At 52.2% G+C, this 14,913-nt stretch carries 13 protein-coding genes; all 13 read left to right on the top strand.

Annotation, left to right across the window (positions count from 1 at the left end; all coding sequences use genetic code 11):
- Nucleotides 1-267 precede the first annotated feature (267 nt).
- Nucleotides 268-1,197, top strand: coding sequence for an ABC transporter permease (locus L1I42_RS04290; RefSeq protein WP_236113252.1), 930 nt, complete (start codon nt 268-270; stop codon nt 1,195-1,197).
- Nucleotides 1,194-2,381, top strand: coding sequence for an ABC transporter permease (locus tag L1I42_RS04285; RefSeq protein WP_236113251.1), 1,188 nt, complete (start codon nt 1,194-1,196; stop codon nt 2,379-2,381). The genes L1I42_RS04290 and L1I42_RS04285 overlap by 4 nt, the downstream gene beginning before the upstream one ends.
- Nucleotides 2,378-3,418 carry an ABC transporter ATP-binding protein gene (locus tag L1I42_RS04280; protein WP_236113250.1) on the top strand — a complete coding sequence of 347 codons (1,041 nt, stop codon included), beginning with the start codon at nt 2,378-2,380 and terminating at the stop codon, nt 3,416-3,418. The genes L1I42_RS04285 and L1I42_RS04280 overlap by 4 nt, the downstream gene beginning before the upstream one ends.
- Complete coding sequence (locus L1I42_RS04275) at nt 3,411-4,409, top strand: ABC transporter ATP-binding protein (protein WP_236113249.1); 999 nt, start codon at nt 3,411-3,413, stop codon at nt 4,407-4,409. Before L1I42_RS04280 ends, L1I42_RS04275 begins: the two co-directional genes overlap by 8 nt.
- Nucleotides 4,410-4,483: 74 nt before the next feature.
- On the top strand, nt 4,484-6,064 hold the full coding sequence (locus tag L1I42_RS04270; RefSeq protein ID WP_236113248.1) for a peptide ABC transporter substrate-binding protein: 1,581 nt from the start codon (nt 4,484-4,486) through the stop codon (nt 6,062-6,064).
- Between the two features lie 141 nt (nt 6,065-6,205).
- The gene (locus tag L1I42_RS04265) at nt 6,206-8,644 is read left to right on the top strand and encodes a tetratricopeptide repeat protein (RefSeq protein ID WP_236113247.1); all 2,439 of its coding nucleotides are present in this window, start codon (nt 6,206-6,208) and stop codon (nt 8,642-8,644) included.
- Nucleotides 8,641-9,414, top strand: coding sequence for a glucose-1-phosphate cytidylyltransferase (rfbF, locus tag L1I42_RS04260; protein WP_236113246.1), 774 nt, complete (start codon nt 8,641-8,643; stop codon nt 9,412-9,414). Before L1I42_RS04265 ends, rfbF begins: the two co-directional genes overlap by 4 nt.
- 6 nt (nt 9,415-9,420) lie before the next feature.
- Nucleotides 9,421-10,482, top strand: a complete 1,062-nt coding sequence (rfbG, locus tag L1I42_RS04255) for a CDP-glucose 4,6-dehydratase (protein ID WP_236113245.1) — start codon at nt 9,421-9,423, stop codon at nt 10,480-10,482.
- Nucleotides 10,479-11,036 (top strand): dTDP-4-dehydrorhamnose 3,5-epimerase, encoded by a 558-nt coding sequence (gene rfbC, locus L1I42_RS04250; protein WP_236113244.1) that lies wholly within the window; start codon nt 10,479-10,481, stop codon nt 11,034-11,036. Before rfbG ends, rfbC begins: the two co-directional genes overlap by 4 nt.
- On the top strand, nt 11,033-12,262 hold the full coding sequence (locus L1I42_RS04245) for a class I SAM-dependent methyltransferase (protein ID WP_236113243.1): 1,230 nt from the start codon (nt 11,033-11,035) through the stop codon (nt 12,260-12,262). The genes rfbC and L1I42_RS04245 overlap by 4 nt, the downstream gene beginning before the upstream one ends.
- Before the next feature lie 47 nt (nt 12,263-12,309).
- Entirely contained in the window at nt 12,310-13,446 is a 1,137-nt protein-coding gene (locus L1I42_RS04240) for a DegT/DnrJ/EryC1/StrS family aminotransferase (RefSeq protein ID WP_236113242.1), read from the top strand.
- A complete protein-coding gene (locus L1I42_RS04235) occupies nt 13,447-14,268 on the top strand; it encodes a formyltransferase family protein (protein WP_236113241.1) in 822 nt (273 codons plus the stop codon). It abuts the gene before it with no gap.
- Entirely contained in the window at nt 14,258-14,905 is a 648-nt protein-coding gene (locus tag L1I42_RS04230) for an LbetaH domain-containing protein (RefSeq protein WP_236113240.1), read from the top strand. The genes L1I42_RS04235 and L1I42_RS04230 overlap by 11 nt, the downstream gene beginning before the upstream one ends.
- Nucleotides 14,906-14,913: the final 8 nt, after the last annotated feature.

The following is a 14,913-nucleotide window of genomic DNA, read 5'->3' as shown; positions in this document are numbered from 1 at the left end:
AAGTGTTACAATACTGACAATTTAAATGAGAAATGGGCAAATTGTCCTACTTTTTAAGGGCAATCCCCGACATTTGAAAAAATTAACATGCTAAGCACTGGAAATCTAGGCAAAAGCGACTGACGCATATCGAAAAAGTTTTATTTCTATAAAAATTTCTTTACTCGCCCCTCCAATCTTGTATTTTGATTGGTATCAATTTGGTTGGGCGCTGCTTGATGGGGGAAGTCAAGCACACGCCGATGTAACCATCCAGCGGGGCGGTAAATGTTAAACTATCTGATCAAGCGCATCTTGATGATGGCCTTGACCCTTTTTTTGATCATTACGCTGACATTCTTTTTGATGCACGCCATTCCTGGCGGACCTTTCACCTCTGAAAAAATGTTGGCACCTGAGATTGAGGCGGCGTTGAATGCCAAATATGGGCTGGATAAGCCGATTTGGCAGCAATATCTCAGCTATCTGCAGGGCATCATCACTTTTGATCTCGGCCCCTCATTCAAATATCCCGGCGTGCGGGTGAATGATTTGATCCGCGAAGGCCTGCCCGTAACAGCACAGACCGGCTTTTTGGCCATGTTGTGCGTTGTGGCCCTGGGCATTCCTTTGGGCATTGTGGCGGCCCTGCACCAAAACAAATGGCAGGACACAACCATTATGGCAATCGCCACCATGGGCGTCGCCATTCCCTCTTATGTGCTGGCCACCATCGCGCTCTATCTGTTTGCCTTGCAATGGCAGTTGGTGCCCACCTTTGGGCTGGACAGTTGGCAAGGCTATATTTTGCCGGTTCTCGCCCTCTCCGGCTTTTGGCTTTCCTTTATCGCGCGGCTGTCCCGCTCTTCGCTGCTGGAAGTGTTGGGGCAGGACTATATGGTCACCGCGCGCGCCAAGGGCCTGCATCCGCAAACCATCTTGTTCAAGCACGGTATGCGCAATGCGTTGATCCCCATCGTCACGGTGCTGGGTCCGGTTGTGGCCAACTTGCTGACCGGCTCTTTCGTGATTGAACAAATCTTCGCCCTGCCGGGCATTGGACGCCACTTTGTGCTGTCCATTTCCAACCGAGACTACACCACCATTATGGGCATTACGATTTTCTATGCGGCGTTTTTGATGCTGATGATTTTGATTGTTGACCTTCTCTACATGGTGCTCGATCCGCGCATTAAACTTGGGGAGAAAGCACAATGACCGACATTCATGTGACTGTCCCGAAGGAAAAATGGGCACCGGTGGATCGTGGGGCACAAGATGCCGAATTTATCGCCGCGCCAAGCCTGACCTATTGGCAAGATGTGCGCCAGCGTATGTGGCGCAATAAGCCGGCCATGGCCAGCCTCGCCTTTATCATCTTGCTGATTTTGGCGGCTATTTTCGGGCCGATGCTTACCCATCACACCTATTATGATCAGGATTTGAAGCTCTCCAATATTCCGCCGATTTTTGAGGTGTACAAGACAGAACCAACCGACGCGTCGGCGCAATATATGTTTCTCAATAGCGGCAACTTCAAGCTCTATGAAGTGGCCGAAAATGGCGAAATTCTTGGGCTTGTGCGCGCCAAGCGCAAAGACTTGATGAAAAAGCAGCACATTTATGTGTTTGGTGATGCGGAAGTGCGTGTGGACTATAGCCAACTGCCCGCCACGCTTGTGGATGGCGATGGCAATGCGATTGAGTCCATTGGCTATCGCTGGAACCAGACCAACTGGTTCGGCACAGATAGTTTGGGTCGCGATGTGTTGGTGCGTCAGCTTTACGGCGCGCGTATTTCGCTGACCGTGGCGTTTGTCGCGGCGATGGTGAACTTCTTTATCGGCGTCTTTTATGGCGGCATTGCGGGCTATTTTGGCGGCAATGTGGACAATGTGATGATGCGGATTGTGGAGATCATCGCCACCATTCCCCTCACCCTTTATGTGATCCTGATGATGGTGGTATTCCAGTCCGGCTTCCTTTCAATCATCATCGCCATTGGCTCGGTGTTCTGGGTGGATATGGCGCGGATTGTGCGCGGGCAAATGCTGTCGCTGAAAAATCAGGATTATGTTGCGGCGGCCAAAACCATGGGCGCGAGCACCAAGCGGATTTTGACCCGCCACTTGCTGCCCAACACGATGGGCCCCATTTTGGTGACCCTGACCCTGTTGATCCCCAGCGCCATTTTTATCGAAAGTTTTATGAGCTTTATCGGCCTGGGCGTCAGCGTGCCGATGGCCAGCTGGGGCACCTTGACCGCGGAAGCGGTGGAAACCCTGCGCGCCTATCCGCACCAATTGTTTTTCCCTGCAGCTGCAATTTCATTGACCATGTTTGCGTTCAACTTTTTGGGCGATGGATTGCGGGATGCACTTGATCCGAGGTTGCGCAAATGAGTTCAGCACCTTTATTGAAAGTCGATAATCTCACCACCCATTTCCACACCTCGCGCGGTGATGTGCAGGCGGTGCGCGGCGTTAGCTTTGACGTGAAGCCGGGTGAGATTTTGGGCATTGTGGGCGAGAGCGGCTCGGGCAAATCGATCACCTGCCTCTCAATCCTTGGCTTGCTGAAAGCCAATGGTGAAGTGGTGGACGGGTCCGCCGATTTTGAAGGCAAGCAACTTACCGGCCTGTCAGACAAGCAATTGCGCACCATCCGCGGTGACGACATTGCGATGATTTTCCAAGACCCGATGACCAGTTTGAACCCGACCCTGACGGTGGGTGAGCAGCTGATCGAAACCATTGTCGCGCACAAGCCTGTTTCACGCGGCGAAGCCCGCAAGCGGGCGCTTGAGCTGTTTGAATTGGTGAAAATTCCAAGCGCCGCGAGCCGATTGGATAATTATCCGCACGAATTTTCAGGCGGCATGCGCCAGCGCGTGATGATCGCCATGGCCCTCACCTGCGATCCGAAATTGCTGATCGCGGATGAGCCGACCACGGCGCTTGATGTGACCATTCAACGCCAGATTTTGCTGTTGCTGAAAGATCTTCAGGAAAAGCTGGGCATGGCCATCATTTTGATCACCCATGATTTGGGCGTGATCGCCGAAGTGGCTGACCGCATTCTAGTGATGTATGGCGGTATGGTGATGGAAACGGGAGACGTCTATGACGTGTTTGAATCCCCGCAGCATCCTTACACGACGGGTCTGCTCCATTCGATTCCGGATGTGCGCAGCCACACCAAGCAACGGCTAACGCCAATCCCCGGCTCGCCACCAGATATGTTGCGGCCGCCTGAAGGGTGTCCGTTCGCGCCACGTTGTCCGCACGCGATCCAACAATGTTTAGAAGCGATGCCGCCATTGTTTGAGCGCCCGAACGCGAAGCCGACTGTGCACGAGGCCCGCTGCTGGTTGCACCATGAAGAGGCGCCCAAAGCCCTGCAATCCATATTCGACGCGCCCGAGGTTTCCAATGGATAAGCAACCACATATGCGTGACGATGAGGTTTTGATGCGCGTTCGCGACCTGAAGAAGCATTTTCAGGTCTCGGCGGGCTTTTTTGGCCAAAACCCGAAATTCTTGAAGGCAGTCGATGGCGTTGATCTCGACATTCGTCGCGGTGAAACGCTGGGCCTTGTGGGCGAAAGTGGCTGTGGCAAGAGCACCCTTGCCCGCACATTGATCAGGCTTTATAGCCCGACCGATGGCGTGATTGAGTTTAACGGCGCGGATTTGGCCAAGCTCAAAGAGAAAGATTTGGCCCCGCATCGCCGCGACATTCAAATGATCTTCCAAGATCCCTACGCCTCGCTGAATGGCCGCATGAATGTGCGCGACTTGATCGCCGAGCCGTTGGAAATTGCGGGCATTGGCGACGATAAAAGCCGCACGGCCCGGGTGCATGAATTGTTGGAAGTGGTGGGCCTGAACAAAGACCACGCCAACCGCTTTCCGCATGAGTTTTCTGGTGGTCAACGCCAGCGGATCGGCATTGCCCGCGCGATTGCGTTGAACCCGCAGCTGGTGATTTGCGATGAAGCGATTTCGGCGCTTGATGTGTCTATTCAGGCGCAAGTCGTGAACATGCTGGAGGATCTGCAAAAAGAGCTGGGCCTCACCTATTTGTTCATCACGCATGACCTTTCCATGGTGAAGCATATTTCCGACCGGATTGGCGTGATGTATTTGGGCAAGCTCGTCGAAATCGCGCCAAACAATGCGCTTTATGACGACCCGAAACACCCCTATACCCGCGCGCTTTTGGCTTCCATTCCTATTGCGGACCCGGTGGAAGCGCGCAAGGACAATCAGGATCAAATGCAGGGCGAAATTCCAAGCCCGATCGACATGCCCTCAGGCTGTCGGTTCCGCACGCGTTGCCCCTTGGCAACCGATTTGTGCGCGGCAGAAGAGCCTGAGCTGAAAGAATTGGCCGACAACCACAAAGTTGCCTGCCACTACGCCGAATAATCGGCACCTAAACCAAAGGCCCAACCAAAAGGGCCTGAACAAAACAATGGGGATAGTCCCCACGGAGGAGTGAGATGTTAAAAAAACTGATCCCTCTCATTGCAGCAACTTCATTGGCACTTGGCGGTGCAGCTTACGCTGAATCTTCACTTGTCTATGTGGTCAACAATGAGTCTGACACATTCGATCCCGGCACCACAAACGAAACCTTTGCGGCACCGATCATTGGCAACACATTTGAAGGCCTGGTGAAATTCGCACCAGACGGTTCAATTGTGCCGGCCCTTGCTGAAAGCTGGGAAATCTCAGACGACGGCCTGACATACACATTTAAATTGCGCGAAGATGCAAAATGGTCTGATGGCGAACCTGTCACCGCCGACGATTTCATCTATGCCTGGACACGGGTTCTGACCCCTGCAAGCGGCGCGAAAAACTCTGCCCTTCTTTATCACATTGAAGGGGCTGAAGAGTTTTATGAAGGCGGCGACGCTGAGCCCAACATGAAGGCTGTTGACGAGCACACCGTGCAGTTCACCCTGAAGCAGCGCGTGCCTTACATGTTGCAGCTTGTGGCCTACTCAACCTATTTCCCTGTGCGTCAGGATATTGTGGAAGCCGATCCCGAAGGTTGGACACGCAACCCAGACACCTATATCGGCACCGGCCCGTTCCGCGTGACCGAAATGAATTTGGGTGAAGGTTTTGTTTTCGAGAAAAACCCCAACTATTACGGTGCGGACAATGTTAAGCTCGACAAATTGACTTTCCGTTTGATCCCACAACAATCAACTGCCCTGGCCGCGATGGAAGCTGGCGATGTAGACGGCATTGAATCCGTACCTGCATCAGAAGTGCCACGCTTGTCAGTTGAAAGCGATGCGTTCTTGGTGATCCCATCATTGGGCACCACCTATGCGTTCTTCAACCCAGCAGCAAGCCCGATTGATGACGTGAAAGTGCGTAAAGCGCTGTCCATGGCCATTGACCGTCAGGAAATTGTTGAGTTCGTGCTGCAATCAGCAGACGTGCCAGCAACTGGCTTGGTGCCTTACGGCATGAATGTTGCCGGCGAAGATTTCCGCGATGTGGCTGAAGATTATGGTTTGGGCGAAACCGCAAAAGCTGAAGAAGCTCAGAAATTGCTGGCTGAAGCTGGTTACCCGAACGGTGAAGGTTTCCCTGAGACCGTCTTCATGACCTATGCTTCTCCTCCAATCCAGAAATTGCTCGAAGCTATTCAGCAAATGTGGAAAGAGAACCTCAATATCGATGTTGAAATCGATGTGAGCGAGTGGAAAGTTTACTACCCAGAAGTGCAAAAAGTTGAATACCAAATTGCACAAATGGGTTGGGGCGCAGACTATCCGCACCCAATGACCTTCCTCGACAACTTTGTGTCCACAAGCCCGAACAATCTGGCCAAATGGGCAAACGAAGATTATGACGCCGAAATCGCTGCTGCCAAGGCCGCAGTTGACCAGTCAGAATCCTTGCAACACATGGCCAATGCCGAAGCGATCATGATGAATGATCATGTGATTTTGCCAATGTATCACCGCAATCTTTACATGATGATGGGGACACATGTGAAAGGCTTCTGGCGTTCCACATTGGGCGTACCTTATTTCGCCAATGTGACGATTGAAGAATAAGCCATTTCAAAATGGTCAAAATGATGAAGGCGGGGTGCGTTGCATCCCGCCTTTGTTTTTAATGCGGCATTATGCGCTGAGATTCTTTGATGCTAGCATTTCACTTAGACTGATTCTTTAATACATCTGGGGCCAGACAACATGAACCGATCCGAACGCCGTCGCCAAGAAAAGCTGGCCAAAAAACAGCCCGGTGCGGGAACAGGACATGGCCCTATTCAGGACATGCTGGCCAAAGGTGTGGCCCACCACCAAAAGGGCGAGCTGCCGCAGGCAGAGCAACAATATCAGGCCATCCTGAAGATCAATCCCCAACATGGCGATGCAAACCATTTGATGGGACTTTTGGCCAAGCAAGTGGGCAAGTTCGACATTGCCAAACAGTTTTTGGAAAAAGCTCTCCTCTCCAACCCCAATCACCCTCATTACCTCAACAATATGGGCGGGGTCTTAAAAGATTTGGGTGATCTTGAAGGTGCTCGTGCAAATCATTTGTTGGCGACAGAGGCGGACCCTAAACTGGCGGCTGCCTATAATAGTTTGGGGATTGTCGAAAAAGCGCTCGAAAATTTTGACGCTGCACAGAATGCATTGGAAAAAGCACTGGATTTGCAACCGCAAAATCCCGAAGCCCTGAGCAATTTGGGCAATTTGTTTATTGAAAATGGCGAGGCGGAGAAGGGCTTAAGCTTTATTGAAATGGCGTTGAAATTGGCACCACAATTCCGTGACGGCCAATTTAATCGTGCGAGTGCCTTGCAAAAGCTTGCCCGGACCGACGAAGCTGAAGCGCAATATCGTCAACTCATCGCAGACAATCCCCAATTCGCCCCTGCCCTGAGAAATTTGGGCCTTATCCTGCGTGACAAAGGTGAAATATCTGCTGCCGTTGAGATGCTGCAAAAGGCAGCTGAGATCGAGCCGCAAAATCCTGATCACTATTATAATTTGGGTTTGGCTTTGGCTGACGCGGGTGATTACACGGACGCGCTCGCCTGTTTTGAAGGCGCCTACACGATCAATCCAGAGCACGCTCATGCGTTCAACGACCACGGCAACGCCTTGTTTGCTATGGGGCGCAGCAAAGAGGCGAGTGCGAGCTATGCAAAGGCGTTGGCATTGGCGCCCAATTCGGCAGGCATGCACAATAATGCTGGCAATGCTTTTATGCGCCGCGGGATGCTTGTGGAAGCGCAAAAAGAATTTGAACACGCGCTTGAGTTGCGACCAGACTTTGCCAGCGCCCACAACAATATGGGCATTTTACATCAAGAATATGGTGCGTTTGATCCAGCCCAACAACATTTTGAGCAGGCCATTGCTGCAGAGCCCCGATACACAGAAGCCTATTCAAACATGCTGTTCACCATGAACTATGACCCACGCAAATCCGGTGAAGAGATTTTTGAGTGGTACAAAAAGTTCGATGCGGTATTCGCGCAGCCGTTGAAAAGCGAGCAAAGAGAACATCATAACAGCAAGGACAAAGAGCGACGTCTGCGCATAGGTTATGTCTCTTCAACGCTATATAAACACGCGGTGGCATATCACATGCTGCCCCTGTTCGAGCATGTCGATAAGGCAAATTTTGAAATATTCGCGTATGCAGACATGCCGAAAGTTGACGACTATACCAAACGGTATATGGCGCACAGCGACCATTTCATAAAAATCAATGGGATGAGTGACGCCGCATTGGCCGAGCGTGTTCGTCAGGATCAGATCGATATTCTTGTTGATATTTCAGGTCATGCGAAAGGCAATCGGCTTTTGGCCTTTGCCCGCAGGCCCGCGCCAGTGTCGGTGCATTGGCTCGATTTTGGCTACACCACCGGGATGGATGCCATTGATTATTATTTAGGTGATGAGAATGTCACCCCTGCACGGGACGATCATTTGTTTGGCGAACGCGAAGTGTGGCGCCTGGATGGTCCTTCGGTGGTCTATCGACCTGGGCCAGACATGGGCGAGGTCAGCCCCCTGCCTGCTAAAGATAATGGATATGTCACCTTTTGTACCCTATCGCGCTCCGTACGCTTGAACGAAAATACCATCAAGGTCTGGGCGCAGATATTGATGCGGGTAGATGGGTCGAAATTGAGGCTGGATAGCCGCAACTATCAAGACCCGATGATGTGTGATCAAGTCGCGGAAAAGTTCGCCAAATATGGCATCACGCGTGACCGGCTGATCATGGGCTTTAACAGCCCGCCTTGGGATGTGTTGCGCGAAATCGATATCGCGCTCGACTGCTTCCCGCATAATTCAGGCACCACCTTGTTCGAGCACCTTTATATGGGCAACCCCTATGTGACCCTCTACAATCGTGCGAGCGTCGGCACGCTAGGCGGGGCCATTTTGCGCCATGCCGGCTTTGGCGAATGGGTGGCACAGAGCGAAGAGGAATATGTTGATATTGCCGTGAATCTGGCCAGCGATCTGGACAAGCTGGCTGATATCCGGGCCACTATGCGGGAAAATATGCAAAACAGCCCGGCAATGGATGAACAAGCATTCGTCAACCGCATGGAAAATGCTTACCGCCAAATGTGGGTTCGGTATTGTGAGGCCGATATATGAAAGCGGTGATTTTGGCAGGCGGGCTGGGCACACGCATTTCGGAGGAGACCCACTTACGCCCCAAGCCAATGATCGAAATCGGCGGCATGCCGCTGTTGTGGCATATTATGAAGCTCTATTCTCACCATGGGGTCAATGATTTTGTGGTGTGTTGTGGCTATAAGGGCTATGTGATCAAAGAATATTTCGCCAATTACTTTTTGCACAAATCCGATGTTACTTTCGACATCGCCAACAACGAAATGCATGTGCATGAGCGTTATGCGGAGCCGTGGAAGGTGACTTTGGTGGATACAGGTATCGACACCATGACCGGCGGTCGGCTCAAGCGCATTGCCCATTATGTTGCCGACGATGAGGCGTTTTGCATGACCTATGGTGATGGCGTAGCAAATGTGAATATTGGTGCACTCATTGATTACCACAAACAGCATGGCCGCCTGGCGACGATCACCGCGGTGGCCCCGCCAGGGCGCTATGGCGCGTTGGAAACCGATGGCGACGCTGTGGTGGGTTTCAACGAGAAACCGAGGGGCGACGGCGCTGCCATCAATGGCGGTTATTTTGTACTGTCGCCACAATGCCTCGATATGATTGAAGGCGATCAGACCAGTTGGGAAGAGGAGCCACTGGTCAGACTTGCCCAAACCGACCAGCTACGGGCCTTTAGCCATGAAGGCTTCTGGCATCCAATGGATACGCTACGCGACAAGAATAGACTTGAACGGGCATGGCAATCGGACACCGCACCTTGGAAAGTTTGGGATTGAGCACAAATGGCCAAGCCAAAGCTGATGCGCAATTTCTGGGCGGAGAAGAGAGTTTTGGTTACCGGGCACACCGGATTCAAAGGCGCTTGGCTAAGCCATTGGCTGTTGCAGTTGGGAGCAGATGTGGTTGGCTTTGCACTGCCCCCCGACGGAACACCCAACCTTTATGACCTGCTTGGTCTGGGCGACCGAATGGACAGCCGATTTGGGGATTTAAGGCAGGTGCCAACATTGCGCCAAATAGTGCGCGACACGCAGCCCGAAATTGTGTTGCACTTGGCGGCACAAGCGCTGGTGCGCCCGTCCTATGACGCCCCCTTGGATACATTTGAAACCAATGTGATGGGCACCGCCAACCTGCTGGAAATTTTACGGACAATACACGCGCCTTCGGTTTGTATCGTTGCCACAACCGACAAGGTTTACCGCAATTTGGAACAAGGTGTGCCGTTCAAGGAAGACGCTCCCCTTGGCGGGCACGACCCCTATAGCGCCAGCAAGGCGGCTACGGAGCTTGTGATCTCGTCCTATCGCCAGAGCTTTTTTAAAGAAGCCGCGACCAAGCTGATCAGCGTACGCGCAGGCAACGCCATTGGCGGCGGTGATTGGTCAATCGACCGGATTATTCCGGATGCGGTTCGGGCTTGGACACAAGATGAACCGTTAGAGGTGCGTCGCCCCAATGCTGTGCGGCCGTGGCAACATGTGCTGGAGCCATTGTTCGGCTATCTCTATCTGTGCGAGCATGCGGCGCAAGCGCAACATGCCAGTTACAACATTGCGCCCGAAACCAGCGATAAAATGCAAGTCGGCGCACTTGTGAATGAAGCGCGTGTGGCGTTTGGCCGGGGCGAGTTGAGATTAAACAATGCGGACGAGGGACCGCATGAAGCTGGCATTCTGCAATTGGACGCCCGCCGCATCGCTGAAGAATTTGGCGTGCGGCCAACATGGACCAGTGCGGACGCGCTGCATCGCACAATGAAGTGGTATAAAGCCTTTTATGCAGGCGAACGTGCCGAAACGCTGTGCAATCAGGACATAGATGCCTTTGAGGAGGCGCGATGATATTTGAGGGTGCTCATACCAAACTGGAAGGTGTCACCATCACCACCCGTCAGCAGGCTGGCGATCAGCGGGGCAGCTTTTCACGACTATTTTGTGCCGATCAGTTGGGGGCATTGGGCTGGCAGGGGGCCGTTGTTCAAACCAACCTTTCCCGCAATATGGAGGCAGGCACGTTGCGCGGGCTGCATCTGCAATTTGCTCCCCATGCAGAAATGAAGTTTGTGCAGGTCATTGAAGGTCGCGTGCTGGATGTGGCTGTCGATCTGCGCGCTGGCTCGAAAACCTACGGACAGCATATTGCTGTTGAACTAAGTGCTGAAAACCAACAGGGCCTTTTGATACCAAAAGGCTGTGCGCATGGCTTTCAACTGTTGAGCGAAAAGGCCACATTGATCTACCATCATTCCGCAGCATATCAGCCCGACGCTGAAGGCGGTGTTAGATTTGATGATCCCGAGCTGAATATCGCTTGGCCCTTGCCCGCCCGAAATCTGTCCGCCCGGGACCTGTCGCTGCCCTCTCTTGCACGTTTCGGCGGCGGGGTGCGTATATGAAGTGCCGACATTGTGGGACCACGCTAAAGCATCGGGTTTTGGATTTGGGCGACATGCCCCCATCCAATGCTTATATCCGTCCAGACGAGCTTGAGCAGTTCGAGCCAAAACTGCCGTTAAAAGTGAATGTGTGTCATCAGTGTTTTCTGGTGCAAACAGAGGATTTCACCCGGGCTGACGCCCTGTTCACGCCAGACTATGCCTATTTTTCTTCAACCTCGCAAAGCTGGCTGAAGCATGCGGCGACGTTTTCGCGCCAGGCGATCGATCGATTTGGGTTGAGTGAGACCAGTTTTGTGGTCGAACTCGCCTCCAATGATGGGTATTTGCTGCGCAATTTTTCTGCTGCGCACATCCCCTGTCTCGGCGTGGAGCCGACAAAGGCCACTGCGGATGCAGCCGAACATTTGGGCATTCCGCAATGGCGCGATTTTTTCGGCCTGATGGTCAGCGATGAGATCAAATCCACCCATGGGCGGGCCGATTTGATCATCGGCAATAATGTGCTGGCGCATGTGCCAGACATTAATGATTTTGTCGCCGGAGCAGCACACCTGCTCAAGCCAGGCGGCACCATTAGCTTTGAATTTCCCCATCTGCTCAATCTGTTGCGCGAATGCCAGTTTGACACGATTTATCACGAACATTTTTCCTATTTGTCGCTGATTGCTGTACGCGCAATTGCCATCCAGACCGATCTGAAAATCATTGATGTGGCGCAATTACCAACTCATGGCGGCAGTTTGCGAGTATTTTTGGCCCATGCCCATGACCCGCGAGCACCCAGTGGCAATGTGGGTGCGGTGCTGCAAAAGGAAATCAATTTTGGCCTGATGAACTTGAGCACCTACAAAAATTTGCAGCCGGAAGTTGACCGGATCAAAGACGAGTTGGTGCAATATTTGGCTGACGCAAAACGAGCAGGCAAATCGATTTGGGGTTATGGCGCAGCAGCAAAGGGAAACACCTTGTTGAATTATGCCAAGATAAAACCCGACCTTGTGCCCATGATCGCCGATGCAGCCCCGTCAAAACAAGGCAAATACATGCCAGGCAGTCACATCCCCATCGTGTCACCGCCGGAACTGATTAAGGCTCAGCCGGATGTGATCCTGATTTTGCCGTGGAACATCGCCCCGGAAATCATGCAGAATTTGCAGCCAGAATTGCGCGTCGGCACTGAGTTTGCTTGGGCAATACCAAGGCTCACAACAAAACAGATTTAGGGTACACTGACCACGAATCGATTGTCCGATCCGCATGTGAGGCCACAATGAACGACATTCCTGTCTTTAAACCTTTAATTGGTCCCGACGAAATTGGTGCGGCCACTCAATCTCTGGAAATGGGCTGGCTGGGCATGGGCAGCTATGTCGCCGAATTTGAAGAAAAAATCGGCGAAGTCATTAATGCCCCCGACCGCTTCGTGTCGGCGGTCAGCACCGGCACGGCAGCCTTGCATGTCGCACTTTTGGTGGCAGGTGTTAAGCCCGGTGATGAGGTGATCGTTTCGGCGTTCAACTGCTCGGCCGATTATCAGGCCATCAGTTGGGTGGGCGCAGACATTGTATTTTGCGACTGCGATGATGACACCCTTGAAATGGACATTGATAAAGCCGAGGCGCTGGTCAGCGACAAGACTAAGGCCATCATCATTATGGATTATGATTGTATCATCTCCGATTATGACAAGGTGGAAGCCTTCGCCAACAAGCATAATTTACGGGTCATCCACGATGCCTGTCATTCGTTCGGATCTTTTTATAAGGGCAAGCCGGTGGGGTCTTATTCTGACATTTGCGTGTTCAGCTTTGACCCGGTGAAAACCATCACCTGCCTTGATGGCGGGGCCGTTGTGGTGCGCACGGAAGAAGAGCAGAAATATGTGCGCGAGCTGCGGCTATTGGGGATGCAGCAGCCGTCTGAGGTCATGTATCAGAACAAGCGCGCCTGGACTTTTGATGTGGAGCGCGTGGGTTATCGCTATCACATGCTGAATTTGCACGCCGCCATCGGGGTGCAACAGATTGCCAAGCTGGATCAAATTCGTGCGACGCGTGCTGCTGCGTCGAAGCGATATTCCGAACGGCTGGCTTCTGTTGCGCAGGTGCGCACCCCAAATTCTAGCTTCGATGAGGTAAATCCTTTTCTTTATTATATCCGCGTGCCGCAAGAAGATCGCGACGATTTGCGCGCATACCTAAAGGAAAAGGGCATCGACACCGGTATACATTGGCAACCCGGCCATTGGTTTTCTCTTTGGAAGGACTGTCGGAAGGGGGATTTGAGTGTGACCGATGCCGTGGGCCATGAGATCTTGTCGCTGCCTCTGCATTCGATGATGGAGCTGTCGGTTGTTGATCAGGTTAGCGATACGATTGGTGATTTCTTTGCCAACAAGGCGGCATAAATGAGCAAACCGAGCGTAATTTTCATGGGTTCAAAGCCTGGCTCGGTTGTGGCGCTCACTCATTTGCACGAGCAAGGCTGGGATATCAAAGCCGTTTGTGTTTCGGGCACCATTTCACACCCATGGTATCCAGAACCGGACCTGAAGATGGCGGCCCGTTCACTGGGCTTACCAGTGGTCAGACAAAAGGATTTGTTCTCGCTGGTCGGCCCTGTCGACGTGGTTATTTCTTATATGTTCCGCCATTTGGTAAAGCCTGAGATCGCAAAAAAAGCGGGCTTGGCGGCGGTGAACTTTCATGCGGCGCCCTTGCCGGAATATGGTGGATGGGGCACCTATAATTTGGCAATTTTGGAGCAAAAGTCGGAATTTGGCTGCACCTGCCATCATCTGGGCGAAGGCTTTGATGATGGTCCATTGTTAAAGGTGCGCCGTTTCCCCATCCAGTCTGATGTATTGACTGGCTTTGCCTTGGAGCAGCTCGCGCAAAAAGAAATGATAACTCTGTTCAAACAGTTTGTGGCGATGGTTGAGCGCGGGGCTGACCTGCCAGCAGAGCCACAACCACCACACAAAGTGCGGTATCATTCTTTGGAAGAGTTTCTGCCGCTAAAGCGAATACCCAATGACGCTGATCAGGAAACGGTCGAGCGATATGCACGCGCGTTTTGGTTTCCGCCTTATGAGGGTGCATATGTTGAAAACAATGGCGTCAAGCTTGAGGTTGTGCCGCAAATTGCCCGCGAGACAATGGCTGCTCAATTGTGTGGCGATGCGCTGACAGATCTTTTTGCCCAGCTTAGGCAACATGATGTTGAATAATGAAGCGTTAGCCACCTATGTGGCGCAACAAACGGTCAATTTGCTGCCCGACACCGTGTTGGCGCGGGCACAGAGGGAGATTGAAACGCACCTTCCCGCAGCATTGGACCGTCTGCATCATCTGATCAAACATGTGAAAATGTGGACGCCCGGGCAGTTTGACCATTTGCATTCAACGCAATATTGCACCTTTCTCTATCTGCTCAGCAATGAAATCTTCACTCAAACTGGCGAGCGTGAACTGCCCACGCGCCTTTTTCTGCTCAATAAAGCGATGAACGCCATTGATTTGTTTTATGAGATTGATATGCCGCCCGTGTTTTTTATCGGCCATTCCGCTGGAATCGTATTGGCCAAAGCCACCTATGGCAATTATCTGGTGCTATATCAAAACTCTACCGTTGGGAAAAATCATGGTCATGCACCTCGCATCGGCGAGGGAGTGATCGTATATCCCAACAGCGCGATTATCGGCGAGACGGAGATCGGCGACCATTGTGTTTTGGGCCAGGGCACCAGCGTGATCAATCAAAAAGTGCCTACGCGTCAGTTCATTTTCAATGGCACCGGCGGCCAAGCCTTGATAAAACCAAATAAGCAGGCGCAACTGCCTTTGGAAGAATATTTCCGGGTTTAACCAAGGAT

It is taken from the genome of Maritalea mediterranea, assembly GCF_021568695.1.
GTDB classification, from domain to species: domain Bacteria; phylum Pseudomonadota; class Alphaproteobacteria; order Rhizobiales; family Devosiaceae; genus Maritalea; species Maritalea mediterranea.
This window is presented reverse-complemented; position numbering and strand designations above follow the sequence as displayed.

Bases quoted from the DNA above. Each gene is read 5' to 3' on its own strand.
- L1I42_RS04290 (WP_236113252.1), top strand. From the start codon at position 268: ATGTTAAACTATCTGATCAAGCGCATCTTGATGATGGCCTTGACCCTT.
- L1I42_RS04285 (WP_236113251.1), top strand. From the start codon at position 1,194: ATGACCGACATTCATGTGACTGTCCCGAAGGAAAAATGGGCACCGGTG.
- L1I42_RS04280 (WP_236113250.1), top strand. From the start codon at position 2,378: ATGAGTTCAGCACCTTTATTGAAAGTCGATAATCTCACCACCCATTTC.
- L1I42_RS04275 (WP_236113249.1), top strand. From the start codon at position 3,411: ATGGATAAGCAACCACATATGCGTGACGATGAGGTTTTGATGCGCGTT.
- L1I42_RS04270 (WP_236113248.1), top strand. From the start codon at position 4,484: ATGTTAAAAAAACTGATCCCTCTCATTGCAGCAACTTCATTGGCACTT.
- L1I42_RS04265 (WP_236113247.1), top strand. From the start codon at position 6,206: ATGAACCGATCCGAACGCCGTCGCCAAGAAAAGCTGGCCAAAAAACAG.
- rfbF (WP_236113246.1), top strand. From the start codon at position 8,641: ATGAAAGCGGTGATTTTGGCAGGCGGGCTGGGCACACGCATTTCGGAG.
- rfbG (WP_236113245.1), top strand. From the start codon at position 9,421: ATGGCCAAGCCAAAGCTGATGCGCAATTTCTGGGCGGAGAAGAGAGTT.
- rfbC (WP_236113244.1), top strand. From the start codon at position 10,479: ATGATATTTGAGGGTGCTCATACCAAACTGGAAGGTGTCACCATCACC.
- L1I42_RS04245 (WP_236113243.1), top strand. From the start codon at position 11,033: ATGAAGTGCCGACATTGTGGGACCACGCTAAAGCATCGGGTTTTGGAT.
- L1I42_RS04240 (WP_236113242.1), top strand. From the start codon at position 12,310: ATGAACGACATTCCTGTCTTTAAACCTTTAATTGGTCCCGACGAAATT.
- L1I42_RS04235 (WP_236113241.1), top strand. From the start codon at position 13,447: ATGAGCAAACCGAGCGTAATTTTCATGGGTTCAAAGCCTGGCTCGGTT.
- L1I42_RS04230 (WP_236113240.1), top strand. From the start codon at position 14,258: ATGTTGAATAATGAAGCGTTAGCCACCTATGTGGCGCAACAAACGGTC.